At 69.3% G+C, this 20,405-nt stretch carries 19 protein-coding genes; 7 read left to right on the top strand and 12 right to left on the bottom strand.

The window, feature by feature from the left end; translation table 11 throughout:
* The first annotated feature begins 54 nt into the window (after positions 1-54).
* Positions 55-234 (top strand): hypothetical protein, encoded by a 180-nt coding sequence (locus BM199_RS16510; RefSeq protein ID WP_091674120.1) that lies wholly within the window; start codon positions 55-57, stop codon positions 232-234.
* Between the two features lie 109 nt (positions 235-343).
* Here the strand turns inward: BM199_RS16510 and BM199_RS16505 are convergent, their stop codons facing one another.
* From BM199_RS16505 to BM199_RS16495, 3 genes are all read right to left on the bottom strand, one after another.
* A complete protein-coding gene (locus tag BM199_RS16505) occupies positions 344-1,591 on the bottom strand; it encodes a lipase family protein (RefSeq protein ID WP_091674119.1) in 1,248 nt (415 codons plus the stop codon).
* Between the two features lie 267 nt (positions 1,592-1,858).
* Positions 1,859-2,767, bottom strand: coding sequence for a transketolase family protein (locus tag BM199_RS16500; protein WP_091674118.1), 909 nt, complete (start codon positions 2,765-2,767; stop codon positions 1,859-1,861).
* 3 nt (positions 2,768-2,770) lie between these two features.
* Positions 2,771-3,469 (bottom strand): thiamine pyrophosphate-dependent enzyme, encoded by a 699-nt coding sequence (locus BM199_RS16495; RefSeq protein WP_091674117.1) that lies wholly within the window; start codon positions 3,467-3,469, stop codon positions 2,771-2,773.
* A 52-nt stretch (positions 3,470-3,521) separates the two neighbouring features.
* On the opposite strand from BM199_RS16495, the gene soxR reads away from it, so the two are divergent.
* The 4 genes from soxR (at position 3,522) to BM199_RS16475 (ending at position 8,653) form a co-directional block, all read left to right on the top strand.
* Positions 3,522-3,983 (top strand): redox-sensitive transcriptional activator SoxR, encoded by a 462-nt coding sequence (soxR, locus tag BM199_RS16490; RefSeq protein ID WP_091674116.1) that lies wholly within the window; start codon positions 3,522-3,524, stop codon positions 3,981-3,983.
* A gap of 369 nt (positions 3,984-4,352) precedes the next feature.
* A complete protein-coding gene (locus BM199_RS16485) occupies positions 4,353-5,786 on the top strand; it encodes a condensation domain-containing protein (protein WP_091674115.1) in 1,434 nt (477 codons plus the stop codon).
* 39 nt (positions 5,787-5,825) lie between these two features.
* Complete coding sequence (locus BM199_RS16480; protein ID WP_091674114.1) at positions 5,826-7,265, top strand: condensation domain-containing protein; 1,440 nt, start codon at positions 5,826-5,828, stop codon at positions 7,263-7,265.
* A gap of 2 nt (positions 7,266-7,267) precedes the next feature.
* Positions 7,268-8,653: a condensation domain-containing protein gene (locus tag BM199_RS16475; protein WP_091674113.1), complete on the top strand. Its 1,386-nt coding sequence runs from the start codon at positions 7,268-7,270 to the stop codon at positions 8,651-8,653.
* Between the two features lie 170 nt (positions 8,654-8,823).
* Here BM199_RS16475 and BM199_RS16470 read toward each other — a convergent pair whose 3' ends face one another.
* The gene (locus BM199_RS16470; RefSeq protein ID WP_091674112.1) at positions 8,824-9,441 is read right to left on the bottom strand and encodes a TetR/AcrR family transcriptional regulator; all 618 of its coding nucleotides are present in this window, start codon (positions 9,439-9,441) and stop codon (positions 8,824-8,826) included.
* A gap of 205 nt (positions 9,442-9,646) precedes the next feature.
* Here BM199_RS16470 and BM199_RS16465 point away from each other — a divergent pair, with 205 nt between their 5' ends.
* Entirely contained in the window at positions 9,647-11,833 is a 2,187-nt protein-coding gene (locus BM199_RS16465) for an MMPL family transporter (RefSeq protein ID WP_091674111.1), read from the top strand.
* Between the two features lie 23 nt (positions 11,834-11,856).
* Here BM199_RS16465 and BM199_RS33895 read toward each other — a convergent pair whose 3' ends face one another.
* From BM199_RS33895 to hisD, 4 genes are all read right to left on the bottom strand, one after another.
* The gene (locus tag BM199_RS33895) at positions 11,857-12,015 is read right to left on the bottom strand and encodes a hypothetical protein (RefSeq protein WP_177242643.1); all 159 of its coding nucleotides are present in this window, start codon (positions 12,013-12,015) and stop codon (positions 11,857-11,859) included.
* 65 nt (positions 12,016-12,080) lie between these two features.
* Positions 12,081-12,680 carry an imidazoleglycerol-phosphate dehydratase HisB gene (gene hisB / locus BM199_RS16460; RefSeq protein WP_091674110.1) on the bottom strand — a complete coding sequence of 200 codons (600 nt, stop codon included), beginning with the start codon at positions 12,678-12,680 and terminating at the stop codon, positions 12,081-12,083.
* Positions 12,677-13,774 (bottom strand): histidinol-phosphate transaminase, encoded by a 1,098-nt coding sequence (locus BM199_RS16455; RefSeq protein ID WP_091674109.1) that lies wholly within the window; start codon positions 13,772-13,774, stop codon positions 12,677-12,679. Before BM199_RS16455 ends, hisB begins: the two co-directional genes overlap by 4 nt.
* Positions 13,771-15,096, bottom strand: coding sequence for a histidinol dehydrogenase (gene hisD, locus BM199_RS16450; protein ID WP_091674108.1), 1,326 nt, complete (start codon positions 15,094-15,096; stop codon positions 13,771-13,773). The genes BM199_RS16455 and hisD overlap by 4 nt, the downstream gene beginning before the upstream one ends.
* A 162-nt stretch (positions 15,097-15,258) precedes the next feature.
* Here hisD and BM199_RS16445 point away from each other — a divergent pair, with 162 nt between their 5' ends.
* Positions 15,259-16,086: a carbon-nitrogen hydrolase family protein gene (locus tag BM199_RS16445; RefSeq protein ID WP_091674107.1), complete on the top strand. Its 828-nt coding sequence runs from the start codon at positions 15,259-15,261 to the stop codon at positions 16,084-16,086.
* Positions 16,087-16,095: 9 nt separating this feature from the next.
* Here the strand turns inward: BM199_RS16445 and BM199_RS16440 are convergent, their stop codons facing one another.
* The 4 genes from BM199_RS16440 to nadA form a co-directional block, all read right to left on the bottom strand.
* On the bottom strand, positions 16,096-16,737 hold the full coding sequence (locus BM199_RS16440; protein WP_091674261.1) for a LuxR C-terminal-related transcriptional regulator: 642 nt from the start codon (positions 16,735-16,737) through the stop codon (positions 16,096-16,098).
* Positions 16,738-16,814: 77 nt separating this feature from the next.
* Positions 16,815-17,678, bottom strand: coding sequence for a carboxylating nicotinate-nucleotide diphosphorylase (gene nadC, locus BM199_RS16435; RefSeq protein WP_091674106.1), 864 nt, complete (start codon positions 17,676-17,678; stop codon positions 16,815-16,817).
* Entirely contained in the window at positions 17,675-19,336 is a 1,662-nt protein-coding gene (locus BM199_RS16430; protein WP_091674105.1) for an L-aspartate oxidase, read from the bottom strand. The genes nadC and BM199_RS16430 overlap by 4 nt, the downstream gene beginning before the upstream one ends.
* A complete protein-coding gene (gene nadA, locus BM199_RS16425) occupies positions 19,333-20,361 on the bottom strand; it encodes a quinolinate synthase NadA (RefSeq protein ID WP_091674104.1) in 1,029 nt (342 codons plus the stop codon). Before nadA ends, BM199_RS16430 begins: the two co-directional genes overlap by 4 nt.
* Positions 20,362-20,405: the final 44 nt, after the last annotated feature.

Here is a 20,405-nt window from a genome sequence, read left to right as displayed (position 1 = left end):
GTTTGGCCATCACTGGATCGGGGTAGTAACCCGGAACTGACCTCGGGAGTACCCATGACCAGCGCGGACAGACTCGACCAGTTGCTCGAGATGTGGCGGCGTGATATCGACAGCGTGCCGTTCCCGGAGATCGGCCTCACCGACATCCCACTGCAGCGCGACAAGGACGTCAGTCGCTCGTATGCGAGCAACCGCGGGAAGACAGCGGAGCGGGACGCCAGGACCACCCGGTAAGCGGGCTGGAAGTGCATTTCCGGCCCGCTGGCCGAATGTGCGGGTTCCTTCCCGACACGCAAGAGCATCGGGAAGGAACCCGCACGTCATCGCGGTCCGCGGGTGGTGATCAGAACTGTCCGCAGTTGCCGTCGCCGGCCTGGTCGTTGAAAGCGCGCTTGAGCCAGGCGGTCGCGTCACTGGGTGCCGTCAGCATGCCCAGAGCGTGGGAGAAGAACGGAACGACGGACGTCAGTTCCTGCCACTGGACGTTGGCGCCCTTGCCGCACCAGTCCTTGGCCATCCGCTTACCCACCGCGGCAGGGATGACGTCGTCCACAGGACTGTGCTGCACCATGACCGGCATACTGGGCTTGAGGTTGCCGATCTTGTTCTCCGCGACGATCGCGTCGAACGGCGGCTGGGACAGGAACGACGCTACCGGCTGCCCGCTCTCGGTCCACGACCTCGACTGCTGGAACGGGAACCTCAAGATCGCGTCCAGCGTGCAGGTCTGGCGCGCCTCCAAGAACAGTTCCGCGCCGGTCTCGTTGGCCAGGTCCATCATGTTGGCCTCCGGGTAGGCCGCGTTGATGCCAATCAGCGCGTAACCCAGGAACGCGACGTACATTCCGCCGTCCAGGGAACTGGCCAGCACCGATTTGTCGGCGGGCGGTGCGCCGGAATAGACCCCCTTGACGTCCAGCTCAGGTGCGTAGGTGGAGGCCAGCTCGGCCGCCGACGCGGCGGCACTGCCGCCCTCGGAGTAGCCGGCGATGCCCACCGGGCCGTTGCTGGGCAGGCCAGTGTCGGGTAGCCGCTGCGCCGCGCGGATCACGTCGAGCACCGTGTGTGCCTCGGACAACCGGTTCACGTACGGGTGCTCGCCACTGCCCTCGACCCACGGTCCGATGTAGTCGGTCTGCGCGACGGCGAACCCGGCGCCCAGCAACGTATCGATAAAGCTCCCCTGGAAGCCGGACACCAGGTCACCCGCGCCTTCGCCGGCGAGGGTCTTCGAAGGGGCGCACTCCGGGCCCATGCCGAAGGTGAATGGCGCATAGGCCACGATCGGCCGTTCGCCGGGGCCGTCCCACGGGTTGTTCGGCACCAGGACCGTGCCGCTGACGGCGACCTGCTTGTTCTTGTTGTCCCGGGACAGGTACTGGATCTGGGTCGCTTCCGCGCCGTTGTAGTTCGAGGCCACGGATTTGATCACGTCGCCGTTGTCACCCGCGAGCGACGAAGGTGCGGTGTAGACCGAGACGGTGTCCGCGCTGGCGGTTGAGAGGCTTACCGCTTGAATCGCCACCGGACTGGCCGCGATCAGCATCGCGGAGAAAGTGGCGGTCAGGCCACGACGAAGAGAAATGGACATACGGCACTCCACACTGAGTCGGAACATGAGGTCGACTGATCAGGTGTCTGACTGCGGTGGCCAGTCGCAGCGCGCATCGGGATCGTGTCCCGCACCATGTCACCGATAGAATCCGACCGGTCGCCAACCGTCAATGGATAGCGGTCGACCAGTCTCCGACTTGTCAGCGGGTGACGACCGGCCGGCTGTCGAACTGTCAAGCGAGTGACGACCGGCCGGTCGCCAAGAGGTCCCAGCAGTGAATCGCTGCCTCGGTCCGAACTGGTACTAGCGCAGGAACCCGGCCACGGAGCCGGCAATGGTCGCCTCGTCCAGACCGTGTGCCCTGTCGTGATCTGCCATCGACCCGTAGACCCTGACCTCCGCGTCGCGGCGCACGCCGAGCGACCGCACGCGATGCGGCACAGCCTCCAGCGCCTCGGCCACCAGGTGCGCGGAGGTGCCGACAAGGTACGGCTCCACCAGCACCACGTCCGCCACACCTGCCGCGTCCACCGCCGCCCGCAGGCCGTGCGCGTCGAAGGGGCGCACGGTCGCGGCGTACAGCACGGTGACGTCCAGCCCCGCGGTCGCGACCAGGGTCCGGTCCAGCATCGGCCCGACGGCGAGCACCACCCCGCGGTAGCCCTCGCGCACCCGGCGGACCCCGGTACCCGGCATGGGCTCGGCGTTGCTTGCTTCGGAAAGGCGCAGGTAGACGGGGTCGGAGCCGGGTAGCGAGCCGAGCAGGAGTTCGCTTGCCTCGGCCGGATGGCCTGGCACGTGGACCGTCCACCCCGGCAGGGTGTCGAGCAGGGCGACGTCGCCGGGTGACTGATGTGTGCGTCCGGCCGTGGGCATGTCGTAAGAGGCGCCTGCCGACATCAGCACCGCACCGGCTCCCTGGTGGCCGAGATCCAGCTTCACCTGTTCGAAAGGTCGCTCCACGAGGAACGACGCGAACGTGTGCGCGACCGGCCGCATGCCGGCCAGCGCCAATCCCCCGGCCACGCTGACCAGCAGTTGCTCACGGATGCCGAGGTTGATCACCCGGTCCGGATGCCGAGCCGCCGCGGCGCGCAGCCGGTCGGCGGAGATGTCGGCCAGCACGACGGCGAGCCTCGGGTCGGTGTCGAGTGCCTCGTCGAGGGTGGCCAGCGCGGTCTCGCGCATGGATGCGGTGATGGTGGCGGTCATGAGTCACTCCCTCGGCTCGACCCGCGCGACGACCACCAGCGGGCGCCCGGGGTGCGGTTCGGTGAACGCGGTGTACAGCGCCTCGTGGTCGCGGCCGTCGACGGTCCGGCCCGCCCAGCCCTCGACCTCGAATCGGGCGGCGATGCCGCCGGGCCAGCCGTGGCTGGCGGAAGCGTTGTCGATCACCACGGTGGTCAGCTGCCCCAGCCCGCTCCGGCCGGCGAAAGCGATCGCCTCGTGGTTGGAGCCCTCGTCCAGTTCGGCATCGCCGACCAGTACCACGACCTTCGGCCCGGTTCGCCGCCGCGCGCGCAGGCCCAGCGCGGTGCCCACCGCGAGCGGCAAGCCGTGACCGAGTGAACCGCTGGAGATCTCCGCACCCGGCACGAGCAGCCGGTCCGGATGCATTCCGAGTCGGGATCGCGCGTCTGCCCAGCCCTCCAGTTCGTCGGGACGGAGAAATCCCTTGGCCGCGAGCACCGCGTAGAACGCCATCGGGCCATGGCCCTTGGACAGCAGGAACCGGTCCCGGTCCGGGTCCTCCCGCGCCGCCGCGGACACGCGCAGCACCCTGTCGTAGAGCACCCAGAGCACGTCCAGCGTGGACTCCGCCGCACCTGAATGCTTCTCGTCCCCGGTCAACCGGGCCATCAATGCGGGCAGATCGGTGAAACCGGGCTGCCGGATCGCGGTCTCAGTCATGCCAATCACGGTGCAACCTCGACCTAAGTTGAAGTCAAGGTAGAGTGGGAGAGTGACCAAGCTTGCCGACCATCTCAGTATCGGACAGGTCTCCGAGCGCAGCGGAGTACCCCACACCGCGCTGCGCTTCTACGAGGACCGTGGCCTGATCTCCTCGGAGCGATCCGCGGGCAACCAGCGCCGCTACCACCGATCGGTCCTGCGCCGGATCGCGTTCATCCGCGCCGCACAGCGCGTCGGCCTGACCCTCGAACAGATCAACGACGCACTGGCCACCCTGCCGAAGGACCACGCGCCGACGAAGGCCGACTGGGCCCGGCTGTCCCGGGGCTGGCAGGACGAACTGGATGCACGCATCGACGCCCTGCACCGGTTGCGCGACCGACTCACCGGGTGCGTCGGCTGCGGCTGCCTCTCGTTGCGCACGTGTTCCCTGCAGAACGGCGACGACCAACTGGCTCGATTCGGCCCTGGAGCCGGACGGCTGAAGCCCGCGGTCGAGGGTGGAATCTGAAACGACTACGCAGGTCGTTCACATTCACCTTTGCGGCGAAACCCCTACTTTCGTCTGGTGCCTCGGTTCACATAGTGGACCCGTTGCTTTTTCTCGCGCGCCCTGAATAGTCTGCGGATGCGCAGCGAGAACTCCGCCACCATGGTCAACGCGGATCCGGTTTCTCCTGGCACAGAACGACAAAATGCAACACCTGGCGCCGCAAGTAATCCGTAAATAAATACGGCTGATCCTGCCTTCAACACTGCCCGGACGGCGTCGTCCGGGGTCCGTTAACGGCGCCATCGCGCTTTATTCTGCTCTATTCCTAACAGCGGGTGGACGTACGGTTTCCATTCTGCGGCACCCGTCCGAACGAGGACACGAACCATGAGATTCACCAAGCTGTCCGACCACGAGGTGCGGCCGGGAATGCTCGTCGAGTGGCATCCGCTTCCGCTCGGCGGCTGGACACCGGATCCACGGCCCGCCTCCTACGTGCAGGACGCCCACGTCCGGGACGCGCTGACCCGGCGAGCGACCGGGCGCAACTCCCCAACATGGCTGGCCACCGCGTTCGAACTGCCGGGCGACCTCGATACCGCCGCACTGCACCGGGCGCTGCTGGCCTGGATCGACCGGCACGAAACGCTGCGAAGCGTCCTGACCTGCCCATCCGCACCGGACGAGGCCGCACCGCTGCGGCGACTGACACTGTCTTCGGGCGGTGTCGACCTGCGCCGGAAGGACCAGGGGCGGTTCGACGGTGCGCACGCGATCAACTCACACGTCGAAGCGCTGTTCGATCGGACCGCCGACCCGCTGCACTGGCCGCCGTACGCGTTCGCCACCGTGGCCCGCGGCGGCAGCACGACCATCTACCTCGGCCTTGACCACTCCAATGTGGATGGATATTCGATACTGCTGATCGCCCAGGAAATCCGTGCCCTCTACGCTGCCGAGCTGTCCGGAGAGCAGGCCGAACTGGCCGCGACGGGCAGTTACCTGGAGTTCGGCGCCGCGGAACGGGATAACGCCCTGCGGGTGCGCGCGGACCATGATGTGGTTGCCCGGTGGCGGACCTTCATCGGGGCGAACGGTGGGCGACTACCCGGGTTCCCACTCGAGGTGGGCGCGAGTTCCGGGCGACCGGCACCCCAGCATGGGAGCTGCACCTGGCTACTCGACGCGGACAAGGCCGAGTCCTTCTCCATCGCGTGCCGGACGGCGGGCGGCGGCTTCCAGGCAGGAATTCTCGCCTGCCTCGGTATCGCCGCTCACGAGGTGAGCGCGCGGCGGGCATTTCACGCACTGGTTCCCTTCCATACCCGGCAGGAAGCACAGTGGACAACCTCCTTGGGCTGGTACGTCGGCATCGCGCCGGTGGAGTTCGCCGTCGCCGGTACGCCGGACTTCGCCGGAGTGGCGAAGGCGGCGGGCGCCGCGGCGCGCGAGGCCCGACCGCTGGCCCTGCTGCCCTTCGCCCGGGTCTGCGAACTGCTGGGCACCGCCCCGGAGCCGAGGTTTGTGGTGTCCTACATGGACATGCGCCGCACTCCGGGAGCCGGCCAATGGCGAGCGTGGAACGCCTGCGCCTTCCATAGCAGAGCGGTCGCGGGCGACGAGGTCTACCTGTGGATCCACCGCAACCACGAGGGTGTCTATCTCACCTGCCGTCATCCGGGCACCGAGGCCGGAACGCGCAATGCCACCCGCTACATCGGGCACCTTCGCAGGGTCGTTGACGAGGTCGCCACGCACGGCGGGTACGCGGTGGCGGGTCTGCCCCCGATCCCCGCGGTGGATATGGCGACCACCTGGTGAACTCCGTGCCCTATTCACTGTCCGGAAAGGAACTCCGTCATGCTGATGACACCGATTCTGGGATATGAACCCCAGCCGGGCGAACTCGTCGAGTGGCTCCCGACGGCCGAGACGGCCGAAGCCGCCACGGCGGCGCCCCCACACCCCGCGCCACCGTCGTTCGTGCAGGAGCGTCACATCACTCGCTCACTTGCCAACGAGAAGTCCGGGAAAGTGCAGTCTCCATGGCTGGCCACGGTTTTCGACCTTCCCGGGCAGCTGGACACCGAGGCGATGGGCGCGGCACTGCAGAAGTGGATCCGCAGGCACCAAACGCTGCTCACGTGGTTCACCCCCGCGAAGGACGGGAGCCTGCGGCGGCACGCGATCGAGCCCCGGTCCTTCTCGTTGCGGACCTCCGCTACTGGCGGGATCGAGGATCCCGTCAAGCTGCGTGAACACCTGCACGAACGCTTCGACCTGGGCACCAGCCCGCTGCGCTGGCCCTCGTTCACGGCGGGCGCGATCGTCAGGAAGGAATCCTCCACGGTCTACTTCGCCGTCGATCACTCCCACTCCGACGGTTACTCCATCATCCTGGTCTTCGCCGAACTGCGAGCGCTCTACCAGGCCGAACTCGACGGCTCGACGGCAGAGCTGCCGGAGGCAGGTAGCTATGTCGACTACTGCGCACTGGAGCGTGCCCGTGCCGAGGAGGTGACGGCCGATTCCCCCGCCGTGCAGCAGTGGCTGGAGTTCTGGCTGGCCGGCGGCGGCACCCCGCCCCGGTTCCCGCTCGACCTCGGCGTCTCACCGGATGGCACCTACCCGGCGGTGCCGGTGGAGATCGACCTGTTCGACGCCGAAGAGGCCGACTCGTTCGCGGTGGCCTGCAAGCGCCACGGCGCGGGGTTCTCCGCAGGACTGCTGGCCGCGCTCGGCATCGCGAACCACGAACTCGCCCGCCAGGACGGCTACCGGGGTCTGACGGTCGTGCACACCCGCGACGAACCGCGCTGGGCCGCGACGCAGGGCTGGTTCATCAACCTCGTTCCCGTGCAGTTCACGGTGGCAGGCGCGAAGGACCTCGGCGCGATCCTCGGCGGCGCACAGGCGGCGTTCGAGCGGGCAAGAAGCCTGGCCGGGGTTTCGATCCACCGGGTGACCGAGGTGGTGACCGAGGGACTGAACCTGCGCACCGATGCCAGGGTGGTGCTGCCCATGGTGTCCTACATAGACACCAGAAAAGTACCTGGCTCCCAGGACTGGGAGGCGGCGGACTGCCGGGTGCTCGGCGGGCCCGGCGACAGCCACGACGTGCCTATCTGGGTCAACCGGTTGTGGCAGCGTACCTACCTGAAGGCCAGCCATCCGGACACGCCACAGGCTAGGGCCAACGTTCCTCGCTACCTGGATCGGGTGCGGCAGATCCTGCGGACCGTGGCCGAGACCGGTGACTACCCCGTCGGTCAGGAACTATCCGCCGGAACCGGGAGCTAGCGATGCAGGTCACCACGATCGAGCATTACGTGCCCGAACCCGGAACCTTGCTGGAATGGCGACCCGCTCCGTCCACAAGGGATGCGGTGGCCGCTGCCCCTGCGGTCGATGTGCCACCGTCGTTCAACCAGTGGTTCCATTTGCAGACGGCGGCGCGAGCGGCGGACGGCCGATGCGCGCCAGGGGTCTGGCTGGCGCTCGCGTTCGACCTGCCGGGCAGACTCGACCCGGTCGCACTGGACGCGACGTTCGCATACTGGATCCGGCGGCACGAGACATTGCGCAGCGGATTCCGTGGTACGCGGGAGGATCCGGAGCGGTTCGTCGTGCCGAAGGCGGAGGTCGCGCTGATTCCCGGCGACGTGCACCACTTCACCTCCGCGCCCGGGCTGCGCGCACACCTGCGGTCGCGGTTGGACGAGGTGTGTGATCCGTTGTCCTGGCCAGGTTTTGTGCTCGCGGCCATCGTGCGTTCCACGGGCTTCACCGTGTTCTGCGGGTTCGATCACCGCAATGTCGACGGGTACTCACTGGCGATCGCGGTGCACGAACTGGCCACGATCTATCTGGCCCTGAGCGCCGGCGAACCGCTGGAGCTGCCCGCCGCGGGCAGCTTCATCGAGTACTGCGCACTCGAGAACGCCCGGCAGCCGCCCGGCCCCGACGATCCGGCGATGATCCGCTGGGGCCGGTTCCTCGACGCCTGCGGCGGCACCACTCCGGCGTTCCCGCTGCAACTCGGCGTCCGCCCGGGATTTCCGCGCCCGCAGACGACCAGCTGCCGGCGCCTGCTCGACCGGTCCGCCGTGGCGGGCTTCGAAGCGCTGTGCCGCAAGCTCGGCGGCAGTGTGTTCACCGGTGTCCTCGCGGCGGCGGCGCTGGCGTTGCGGCGCAGGGGCGCGGGAGGCGACATCCGGCTGGTGACTCCGATGCACACGCGGACCGACCCGCGATGGGCGCACACGATCGGCTGGCTCACCACCGTCGCGCCACTGACCCTCTGCGCACGCGAGGACCGGTTCGCGATGGCGCTGCGGTCTGCCGTCGCCGAGTTCCGGGCGGCGCGGGAGGCCGGCGCCGACCGGATGCCCGTTGTTCTGCCCGCGCTCGGTGACCGATTCCGGCGCACCCGCGACGACGTGTTCATGGTGTCCTACACCGACTACCGCGGGCTGCGCGGATCCGAGCAGCACGCGCCGCGCAGGGCGCAACACATCAGCAACGTCACGGTGGCCGACGATGCGCAGTTCTGGGTGTCCCGCACACACGAGGGCCTGTTCCTGCGCGCCCGCTACCCCGACACCCCCGAGGCGCACCAGAACGTCGCCGCGTTCATCGAATCCTTCACCGCGATCATCTCCCAGGCGCACCTCACCCCCGCCCACTAGGTACGTCTGCAAGTACCACCAAGCAAGATCAACATCACCCTTTTCCGCCACCAAGCGCACCCTCTCCCCGGCGCGTGACGGCAGGGAGTTGGTAGCGGTTGACGACGTAGATGATCTTGCTTGGTAGTACTTGCAGGCGTTCCAAGGCCAACTGCGGGAGGTGGGGGGCGTTAGGGGCGGGGGTGGCGGCGTGGGCGGCCGAGCAGGCGGCGGGCGGTGTCCAGCAGGTGGCGGCGCAGGGTTTCGTCGTCGACATCGGCCAGGTCGGGGTCGCCGCCCGCCAGCGCGATTCCGGCCAGCGTCACCCGCGCGGTGACCTCGGCCGCGAGATCCGGCTCCGGACCGACGAGCACCGTCATCAGCTTCGACTTGAAGGTCTGCGAACCGTGCAGGGTCTTCTCCAGCGCCCGCGCCACACCCGGATCACTGCTGAACAGCGCCACGAGCACGCGGTTGCGCACCACGACGTCGACGAAACCGTCGAGCAGGTGGTCGATCTGGGCACCTCGCCTGCGGTGGGTGGCGGCCTCGTCCACGATCGCGTCCAGCTCGCGGATCGCGGGTTCGGCCACCGCCTCGGTGATCTCGGCCTTCGCCTTGAAGTGGTAGTAGACGGCCGCCTTCGTGACGCCGAGTGCGTCCGCGATCATCTGCAGGGACGTCCCCTCGACCCCGTGCTCGGAGAACAACCTCAGCGCGGTGCCCAGCAGCCGCGCCCTGGTGTCCTCGGGCGCCTGGGCAGCCGACGACCCTTCGATCGCGTCGGTCCCGGCGGTTCCGGCAGTCATGAGCCCTCACTTTCCTCTGCGAGCACGCCGACAGTACGCCTCGGCGGGAGAGTGAGACAAGTCGTAGGGCTAGCCGATCGACAAGTAGACCACTAGCCGTGCGACTAGTCACACACTTGCCGATCGGCTTGGCGTCTTCCTTGCCGACCGGCTAGCTTGGAGTTCACCCGAATGTGTGCCAAGTACAAGAACTGGAGCCCATGCCGTGGCCACCTTTCTCTATCGCGTCGGCCGGTTCGCCTTCCGGCGCCGGGTCCTCGTCCTGAGTGTCTGGGCAGCCGTCCTGGTCGCGTTCGGTGCGGGTGCCCTCACCCTGTCCGGCCAGATGACGAACTCGGTCTCGATTCCCGGCACCGAGTCCCAGCAGGCCATCGACCACCTCAAGGAGCGGTTCCCGCAGGCGGCGGCCGGAGGTACCGCTCGGGTGGCGATCGCGGCACCCGAGGGCGAGTCGCTGACCGACCCGGTCAACAAGGCCGCGGTGGACCAGGTGGTCGAGCAGCTCAGGACCGCTCCCGAGGTGGTGAATGTCGCCGACCCCTTCCAAACCGGATCCGTCTCGCCCGACGGGCACGTCGCACTAGCCCAGGTCAGCTATCAGAAGATGGGCTTCGAGCTGACCGAGGCCGACCGCGAGGCGCTCCTGGACGCGGCCGACCCCGGCAGGGACGCGGGACTGCAGGTCGAGTTCGGCGGCGACGCGATGCAGAGCGTTCCGGGAACCGAGCCCACGGAGATCATCGGCGTGCTGGTCGCCGCGCTGGTCCTCGCGATCACCTTCGGCTCGATCGTCGCGGCCGGGCTGCCGTTGCTCACCGCGCTGGTCGGCGTCGGTATCGGCATGGCGGGAATCCTGATCACTTCCGGCTTCCTCGACCTCAACGCCAACACCCCGGTGCTCGCGCTGATGATCGGCCTCGCGGTCGGCATCGACTACGCCCTCTTCATCGTCTCCCGATATCGGCACGAACTCTCCATCGGCCGGTCCCCCGAGGGCGCTGCGGCACGCGCGGTGGGCACAGCCGGTTCAGCGGTGGTCTTCGCCGGACTGACGGTCATCATCGCGCTCGCGGGCCTGACGGTCGTCGGGATCCCGTTCCTCGGCGAGATGGGTGTCGCCGCCTCCGTGACGGTCGCGATCGCGGTGCTGATCGCGCTGACCCTGCTGCCCGCCCTGCTCGGTTTCGCCGGCACGAAGGTACTGGGGCGCAGGCGCGGCAAGCAGGACGTCGACGCACCCACCTTCGGCTCGCGGTGGGCGACCTTCGTCGCCAGGCACCGGGTACCCGTGCTGGCCGCGGCGATACTCGGCCTCGCCGTGGTCGCCATCCCGGCGGCATCGATGCAGCTCGGCCTGCCCAACGACAGCACCGCGGCTCCCAACTCGACCCAACGGCAGGCCTACGACCTGGTCAGTTCCGGTTTCGGCCCGGGCGCCAACGGACCGTTGACCGTCGTGGTCGATGTCGCCGACGCGAGCGACCCGCAGGGTGCCGCCGCACAGGCGGCCGCGAATATCGGCGGCCTGGACGACGTCGCGACGGTGGCGCCGCCACAGTTCAACCCACAGGGCGACACCGCGCTGCTCAACGTGATTCCGAAGAGCGGCCCCAGCAGCGAGGCCACCGAGAACCTGGTGAGCACCATTCGCGACCAGGGCGCGAGCCTGAGTGAGAGCACGGGCGCGACCCTCGCCGTCACCGGGCAGACCGCGATGAACATCGACGTCTCCGACAAGCTCGCCAACGCCATGCTGCCGTACCTGGCGCTGATCGTCGGGCTCGCGTTCATCCTGCTGATGCTGGTGTTCCGTTCGGTGATCGTCCCGCTCAAGGCCACCCTGGGATTCCTCGGCTCGGTAGCGGCCACGTTCGGGGCGGTCGTCGCGGTGTTTCAGTGGGGCTGGCTGAACGACCTGCTCGGTGTCGAAGCCAACGGACCCATCATGAGCATGCTCCCGATCCTGCTCATCGGCGTCCTGTTCGGACTCGCGATGGACTACCAGGTGTTCCTGGTGACCAGGATGCGGGAGGAGCACGTACACGGCGCCGCACCCGACGATGCGATGATCACCGGCTTCCGGCACGGCTCCCGGGTGGTCGTGGCAGCCGCACTGATCATGATCAGTGTGTTCGCCGGGTTCGTGCTCTCGTCCGAGACGCTGATCCAGTCGATCGGATTCGCGCTGGCATTCGGTGTCCTGGTCGATGCCTTCGTGGTGCGGATGACCATCGTGCCCGCGCTGATGTCCCTGCTCGGCACCGGGGCCTGGTGGCTACCGAACTGGCTGAACCGGCTTCTGCCCAATGTGGACGTCGAAGGTGAGGGGCTGAGCCGCGCGCTGGACGGTGAGGACCAACGCGACAAGCGCGTCCTCGAGCCATCGCACTAGTGCCCAGTAGCGGAAGGGCGGTGTCAGCTGGTCAGCCAGACCACGGCACCGCCCACCGCTATGACCGCGGCCGCGGCCAGCAGCATGGCCATGAACTTCATGGACTTCCACGTGCTGTACACCCCGCCGACCAGAAACCCGGCCAGGGTGAGCAGCAGAACGGCGACGATCTCCTTCGGCACGGTTCGCGACGCTACCAGCGCTCACCGCTCGTCCGAGAACTCGGGCCCGCGATCGAGTCGCCCGCTCAGAGCACTCCCTTGGTCGAGGGGATGCCGCCCGCCCTCGGGTCGGGCTCGGTTGCGGCACGCAGTGCCCTGGCCACGGCCTTGTACTGGGCCTCGGCGATGTGGTGCGGGTCGCGCCCGTGGACCACTCGAACATGCAGCGCGATCTGGGCGTGGAAGCTCAGCGAGTCGAACACGTGCCTGGTGAGCACGAACGGGTAGTTCCCGCCGATGGTGAAGGCGTTGAACTGCTCCGGCTCACCCACGTGCACACAGAACGGCCTGCCCGACACGTCGATCGCGGCGTGCGCCAGTGTCTCGTCCATCGGGATCCAGCAGTCACCGAACCGGCGGATCCCCTTCTTGTCGCCGAGCGCCTCGCGAATCGCCTGGCCGAGCACGATCGCGGTGTCCTCGACGGTGTGGTGCGCGTCGATGTGCACGTCCCCGCTCGCTTGGATTCGCAGATCCAGCGAGCCGTGCGCACCGAAGGCGTGCAGCATGTGGTCGTAGAACGGGACCCCGGTGGAGACGTCCACCTTTCCGGAGCCGTCGAGATCGACCTCGACCAGGATCGAGGACTCCTTGGTGGTTCGTTCCACCTTGCCGATCCGGCTCACCTCGGCACCTCCTTGCTCGCGGTCAGAAACGCGTCGTTCTCCTCGGGCGTACCGATACTCACCCGCAGGTGCCCCGCGATACCGACGTCGCGGATCAGCACTCCATTGTCCACGTAGGCCTGCCACGCCGCAGCGGCGTCGGAGAATCGTCCGAACAGGACGAAATTCGCGTCACTGGGGACCGGCGTGAAACCGAGCCCCAGCAACGATTCCATCACCCGGTCCCGCTCGGCGGCGAGTGTCGCCACCGAGGCGAGGGTGGCGTCGGCGTGCCGCAGCGCCGCCCGGGCGGCAGCCTGGGTCAGCACGGAGAGGTGGTAGGGCAGGCGGACGAGTTGCAGGGCATCCACCACGGCGGGAGCCGCGGCCAGATAACCCAGGCGGCCGCCGGCGAAGGCGAACGCCTTGCTCATCGTGCGGGACACGACCAGCTTCGCGGGATAGTCGTCCAGCAGTCGCACCGCGCTCGGCCGGGCGGAGAACTCGGCGTAGGCCTCGTCCACCACCACGATGCCCGGCGCCACTCGCAGTACCGACTCCAGGCCGTCGAGCGGGACCGAGCCGCCGGTCGGATTGTTCGGACTGGTCAGGAAGACCACGTCGGCTGCGCTGCGGGCGACGAGGTCGGCCGCCTGATCGGTGTCCAGTGAGAAGTCGTCGCGCCGCGGCGCGGGGACCCACTCCGTCCGGGTTCCCGCCGCGATGATCGGGTGCATGGAGTACGACGGCTCGAAGCCGAGTGCGGTCCGGCCCGGCCCGCCGAACGCCTGCAGAAGCTGCTGCAGGATTTCGTTGGATCCGTTGGCGGCCCACAGATTGCGCTCGGTCAGCGGAACGTCCGTCGACTCCGAGAGGTACGCGGCGAGGTCCTGCCGCAGCCCGACGGCGTCTCGGTCCGGATAGCGGTGCAGCTGCGCCGCGACCCGGCGCGCGGCGTCGGCGACGTCGGCGACCAGCTCGTCCGGCGGCGGATACGGGTTCTCGTTGGTGTTGAGGCGCACCGGAACGTCGAGCTGTGGCGCACCGTACGGACTGCGGCCGCGCAGGTCCTCGCGCAGCGGCAGCTGTGCCAACGTCACGTCATCGGCGGTCACGAGTTCTCCTGTGCGAAACGGGCGGTCACGGCCTCGCCGTGCGCGGGCAGGTCCTCGGCGCCGGCCAGCGTGACGACCTTCCCGGCCACCTCGCGCAGGGCGTCGGCGCTGTAGTCGACGACGTGGATGCCGCGCAGGAAGCTCTGCACCGACAGCCCCGACGAGTGCCGGGCGAACCCGCCGGTGGGCAGCACGTGGTTGGATCCCGCGCAGTAGTCGCCGAGGGACACCGGCGCATAGGGGCCGACGAAGACGGCACCCGCGTTGCGCACCCTGGCCGCGACCGCGGCGGCGTCGGCGGTCTGGATCTCCAGGTGCTCGGCGGCGTAGGCGTCCACCACCCGCAGCCCGTCGTCCAGTGTGGACACCAGCACGGTGCCGGACTGCGGACCGCGCAACGCCTCCGCGACCCGGTCGCTGTGCTTCGTGGCGGGCACGCGGCGCACGAGTTCCGCCTCGACCGCGTCGGCGAGTTTCTCCGAGGTCGTGACCAGCACGCTCGCGGCCTGGGTGTCGTGCTCGGCCTGGCTGATCAGATCGGCCGCGACGTGGACCGGGTCGGCCGTCTCGTCGGCGAGGATCGCGATCTCGGTGGTGCCTGCCTCGGTGTCGATGCCGATCAGCCCACGCAGTGTCCGCTTCGCCGCGGTGACGTAGATGTTTCCCGGTCCGGTCACCATGTCGACCGGGTCCAGCGGCGACCCGTCGGTGTCGGTGCCGCCGTGGGCGAGCAACGCGACAGCCTGCGCGCCGCCCGCTGCCCAGACCTCGTCGACCTCGAGCAGTGCCGCGGCGGCGAGGATGGTCGGGTGCGGCAGGCCGCCGAACTCCGCCTGTGGCGGCGAGCAGACCACCAGCGACTCCACGCCTGCCGCCTGGGCGGGCACGACGTTCATCACCACGCTGGAGGGGTAGACGGCGAGTCCGCCTGGCGCGTAGAGACCGACCCGGGACACCGGGACCCAGCGCTCGGTCACCGTGCCGCCCTCGACGACCTGCGTCGTGACGTCGGGCCTGCGCTGGTCGGCGTGCACCTTTCTGGCTCGGAGGATCGACTCCTCCAGTGCCTCCCGAACGCCGGGGTCGAGCTCGGCGAGGGCGCGGTCCAGCTCGGCCGAGGGCACCCGGACGGACTTCGGCCGCACCTTGTCGAACCGCTCGGTGAACTCCAGGACCGCGTCGACACCACGATCGCGCACCGCCTCGATCACCGGCCGCACCTGATGCATGGCGGCGTCCACGTCGACCTCGGCGCGCGGCAGGGTGGCACGCAGCTCGGCAGGCGAAGGGACACGGCCACGCAGGTCGGAGCGGTTCAGCATGCCCTAGAGGGTACGAGGTCGCCGACCGTACGCCGCGCCGGCAGTGTCTACCCTCACTCGACCTGCCGCGAGCAGCCTCCGGGCCACCCCCGTCCGGCCGATCGTGAACAACCCGCACAATCGCGTATACCTGTTGTGGACAAGTCCGGGAAAGGAGCGGCCGTGCTGCGCGTCGCACTGTGTCAGCTGACGTCGAGCGCCGACCCCGCCGAAAACCTCGGCACACTCAGGACCCGGGTGGCGGAGGCCGCCGCGCAGGGTGCGCGCGTCGTCGTGTTCCCCGAGGCGATGATGGCCCGCTTCGGTACCTCACTGGCCCCACTGGCCGAGCCGTTGGACGGCCCGTGGGCGAGCGGGGTCGCCGCGATCGCCGTCGAGCACGACGTGCTGGTCGTCGCCGGGATGTTCACCCCTGCCAGGGAACAGGGCCCGGGTGGTGACCGGGTGCGCAACACCATTCTGGCCACCGGGTTCGGACAGCATCTCGGCTACGACAAGATCCACCTCTACGACGCGTTCGGCTTCCGCGAATCCGACACGGTCGAGGGCGGATCGGAACCACTGACCGTCGAGGCCGACGGCACCCTCCTCGGTGTCACCGCCTGTTACGACGTGCGCTTTCCCGAGCTGTTCCAGGAACTGGCCGACCGGGGGGCCGCCGCGGTGCTCGTCCCCGCGTCCTGGGGAGCGGGGCCCGGCAAGCGGCAGCAGTGGGAGCTGCTGATCCGGGCGCGCGCCCTGGACTCCGGTTCCTGGGTGCTCGGTTGCGGGCAGGCCGATCCGGCCGAAACCGCCGCGGACGTGCATCCGAAGGCGCCGACGGGCATCGGCTACTCCACCGTGGCGGAGCCGTTCGGCGAGGTGCACGCGCAGCTCGGTCCGGCACCGGAACTGCTGCTGCTGACCGATATCGACCCCGAACTCGCGGCGAACTCCCGCGCGGCCACGGCTGTGCTGCCCAACCGGCGCCTCGGCCGCACCCCAGGGTGAGGCAGGCGGTCACAGCGAGGCGAAGCCCTCTTCGATCGCCATGCGGGTCAGCTCGGTGCGGCGCCGGAGCCCGGTCTTGTCCCGGATCCGATCGAGGTAGGAACGCACAGTACGGACGCTGATCTCCATCTCATCGGCGATGTCCTGGTCACGTTCGCCCGCGGCGACGAGTGCGAGCACCTGCCGTTCCCGCACGGACAGGTCCAGGCGGGCGCTCTCGTAGCGATGCCGGGCGGAGTCCAGGGCGACACCGGCCAGTTCCGGCGAGATGTACGAGTCGCCTGCCCCGATCGTGCGAACGGCGTGCAGGATGTCCTCGGCGTCCGCGTGTTTCGAGAGGTATCCCCGCGCACCTGCCCCGATGGCTCCGAGAATGTCGGCGGGGGCGGCGTAACCGGACACCACCAGCACATGGTGTCCCATCGCGACCACCTCGGAGACCGCCGCCGCGTCGGCGATGCCACTCAACTTCAGGTCCAGGACGACGACGGTGCTCGCCGGCTCGTGCTGGGCGGCGAACTGCTCGACCGACTCCGCCACCGCGCCGAGCTCCAGGTCGACGGCGTTGGCGAGCACCCGGGCGAGCGCCGCGCGGTACAGCGGGTGGTCTTCGATCACGCCGACCCGGGTTCGCCCCCTCGGGCCGGACATCGGCACGGTCACGCTCCTGATTCTTCCGCACAGCGGCGGGGATGGGATGCCGCCGGACGGACGACACAGTAGCTCGTTCAGCGCATATCCATACCGAGATCCAGCGCGGGCGAGGAGTGGGTGAGCGCACCGACCGCCAAATAGTCCACTCCGGTGGCGGCATATGCCTTGGCGTTCTCGAGCCGCAGCCCGCCCGAAGCCTCGAGCCGGGTACCGGGAGCACGCTCGTTCCGTAGCCGCACAGCCGCGATGCACTGCTCGGGGGTGAAGTTGTCCAGCAGGACCTCGTCCGCCGCCGCCGCCAGCGCCTCCGCCAGCTGCCCGAGGTCGTCGACCTCCACCTCACACGCCAGGTCGGGCGCGTGCTCCCTGGCCAGCCGGAGTGCCTCGGTCACCGAGCCCGCGGCGACGACGTGGTTGTCCTTGATGAGCACCGCGTCGCCGAGGGCCATCCGGTGGTTCACGCCGCCACCGCAGCGAACGGCGTACTTCTGCAGCGACCGAAGGCCGGGCAGCGTCTTACGGGAGTCCCTGATCGCGCAACCCGTACCGTCCACCGCGGACACCCACGCGGCGGTCGCGGTCGCGATTCCGGAGAGGTGACACAGCAGGTTGAGCGCCGTGCGCTCGGCGGTCAGCAACCCGCGCACAGACCCGTGGACGACGACAGCGGGTTCGCCCACGTCGAGACGCTCACCGTCGGCACGGGACTCGCGCAGCTCCCAGCCGCTCCCGAGCACCGCTTCGAACACCGCCAGCGCGGCGGGGACCCCGGCCAGGACTCCTGCTGTGCGCGGGGTCAGCTCGGCGGTGGCCACGGCGTCGGCGGCCACCGTCGACTCGGTGGTCGCGTCCGGCCCGTAGCGCAGGTCCTCGTCGAGGGCCGTGCGTACGACCCTGGCGAGGTCTTCCCGGTCGAGTTCCACCGGCTCCCTGCTCATGCCGCGCACATCCTGTCCAGTGAATCCGTCAGCACGGCCTGGCCGGACGGGCTGAGCCGCAGCGACTGTGAGCGCTGCCAGGTGGCGTCGTCACGCTGCGGGAAGTCCGAGCGGACATGGCAGCCTCGCGACTCGGTGCGCCGGGCGGCCGCGGACAGCAGTGCGCCGGCGATCAGGGTGAGCGCGGCGTCCTCCACGGCACTTTGCGTCCACAACGGACTCTCGACGGTGGCCAGGTCGAGCACGGACCCCGCGACGGCCAGTCCTTCGGCGTCCCTGCCGATGGCGGCGTAGCGGCTCATCACCCGCTGCAGGGAGTCGCGTTCGGCGATGTGCACCAGTTCCCCGCCCGGAACCAGGCCGTGCCCGGGGTCGGCGAGCAGCCCGCCCGCGAGGTCGGCCGCGACCGCCTCCGCGGCCCGCTCCCCCACGACGAGTCCTTCGAGCAGGCTGTTGGACGCGAGCCGGTTCGCCCCGTGCAGGCCGGTGCGCGCCACTTCGCCCGCCGCGTAGAGGCCGGTCACGGCGGTGCGCCCTTCGGTGCCGGTCACCACGCCGCCGCAGGCGAAGTGGGCCGCCGGAGTCACGGGGATGGGGTCGCGAACGGGATCCACGCCGATCGCACGGCAGGCCGCGTGCACGGTCGGGAACCGGTTCGCGAAGTCCGCGATCATGGTGGCGTCGAGGAACACGTGGTCGTCCACGCCCCCGGGAGCCTGTGCCATACGCCGGGTGATGGCCGCCGAAACCACGTCGCGGGGCGCGAGGTCACCGAGCGGATGCACGCCACGCATGACCGGCGCGCCGGTGACGTCGAGGAGCACGGCACCCTCGCCGCGGACGGCTTCTGTGACCAGCGGGCAGCGGCCGCGGGCACCGGGGGTGTAGAGCACGGTCGGGTGGAACTGGACGAACTCGACATCGGCCACCGGGGCTCCGGCGCGCAGCGCGAGCGCGAGCCCGTCGCCGGTGGCGATCTCCGGGTTGGAGGTGGCCTGGTAGAGCTGCCCGAGCCCGCCGGTCGCGAGTAGGACGGCGGGGGCACGCAGAACGCCCGGCACGCCGTCGGGGTCGAGCACGGTCACGCCCGCGACGGCGCCGAGCGGGGTGCGCAGGGCGTCCACCGCGATGTGCCGCTCAAGGACGGGTACCTGCCTGCCGGTGCTCTCGGTGACGAGGGCACGTTCGACCTCGGCGCCGGTCGCGTCCCCGCCTGCGTGGATGACCCGGAACGCACTGTGCCCGCCCTCGCGGGTACGCGCCAGCGCACCATCCCTGGCGTCGAACCGCGCGCCGAGGGCACGCAGGCGGGCGACGGCGGACGGGCCACCGCCGAGGATGGCGCGAACGGCGTCGGAGTCGCACAGGCCTGCCCCTGCGGTCACCGTGTCGGTGACGTGGCGCTCGACGGAGTCGCCGTCCTCGTGTTCGTCCTTCAGGACGACGGCGACGCCACCCTGGGCCCACCGGGTGTTGCCGTCCTCGACCCCGGCCTTGGTGACCACCAGCACCCTGAGCCCGAGCTGCTGGGCACGCAGAGCGGCGGTCAGGCCCGCGACACCACTGCCGAGCACGACAAGGTCGGCCTCCGCCTCCCAGCGGGCGGAATCACCCACAACGGGAGTTTTCGCCCCGGAGTTGGGAACCGCCGTGGTCATTCTCCGCCGCCTGGCTGGCCGATCTCGATCATCCGCCGCACCGAGGCGCTGGCCCGCCGCGCCGTCTCGGCGTCGACGTGCACCTCGTCGGCCCCTTCACGGAGGGAACGCAGCAGCGCGGCCGGGGTGATCATCTTCATGTACCGGCAGGAGGCGCGGTCGTTCACGGCGCGGAAGTCGATCTCCGGGGCGGCCTTGCGCAACTGGTGCAGCATGCCGACCTCGGTGGCGACGAGCACCGACGTCGCCTTGGTGGAGCGGGCGGCGTGCACCATGTCGCCGGTGGACAGAATCCGCACCTTGTCGGCGGGCACGGTGCCCTCGCCCGCGAGGTAGAGCGCCGAGGTGGCGCAGCCGCACTCGGGGTGGATGAAGAGGTCCGCGTCCGGGTTCTCGGCTGCCCGCTCGGCCAGTTCAGGGCCGTTGATGCCGGCGTGGACGTGGCACTCGCCCGCCCAGATGTAGAGGTTGTCCCGGCCGGTCTCCCGCTTGACGTGCGCGCCGAGGAACTGGTCCGGCAGGAACAGTACGTCCTGGTCGGCGGGGATCGAGGCGACCACGTCGACGGCGTTGGACGAGGTGCAGCAGATGTCCGTCTCGGCCTTCACCTCGGCCGTCGTGTTGACGTAGGAGACGACGACGGCGCCGGGGTGCTCGGCCTTCCACTCCCGCAACTGGGCGCCGGTGATCGAGTCGGCCAGCGAGCAGCCCGCCCTGGCATCGGGGATGAGGACGGTCTTCTCCGGCGCGAGGATCTTGGCGGTCTCGGCCATGAAGTGCACGCCGCAGAAGACGATCGTGGAGGCCTCGCTGGCGGCGGCGATCCGGCTCAGGGCCAGGGAGTCGCCGGTGTGATCGGCGATGTCCTGGATCTCCGGCACCTGGTAGTTGTGCGCGAGGATCACCGCATCGCGTTCCCTGGCAAGGCGGCGCACCTCATCCGCCCAGGCCGCGTCGGCTTCGACGCCGCCGTAGGGAACGAGATCTTCCATCTGCAAGGTCATGGCGGGCCTCCTGGACGACATCTCAGTTTTCGTCTTATAATCGAAAACCGTGCACAGTCATATTA

It is taken from the genome of Amycolatopsis marina (assembly GCF_900111885.1).
Taxonomy (GTDB): domain Bacteria; phylum Actinomycetota; class Actinomycetes; order Mycobacteriales; family Pseudonocardiaceae; genus Amycolatopsis; species Amycolatopsis marina.
This window is presented reverse-complemented; position numbering and strand designations above follow the sequence as displayed.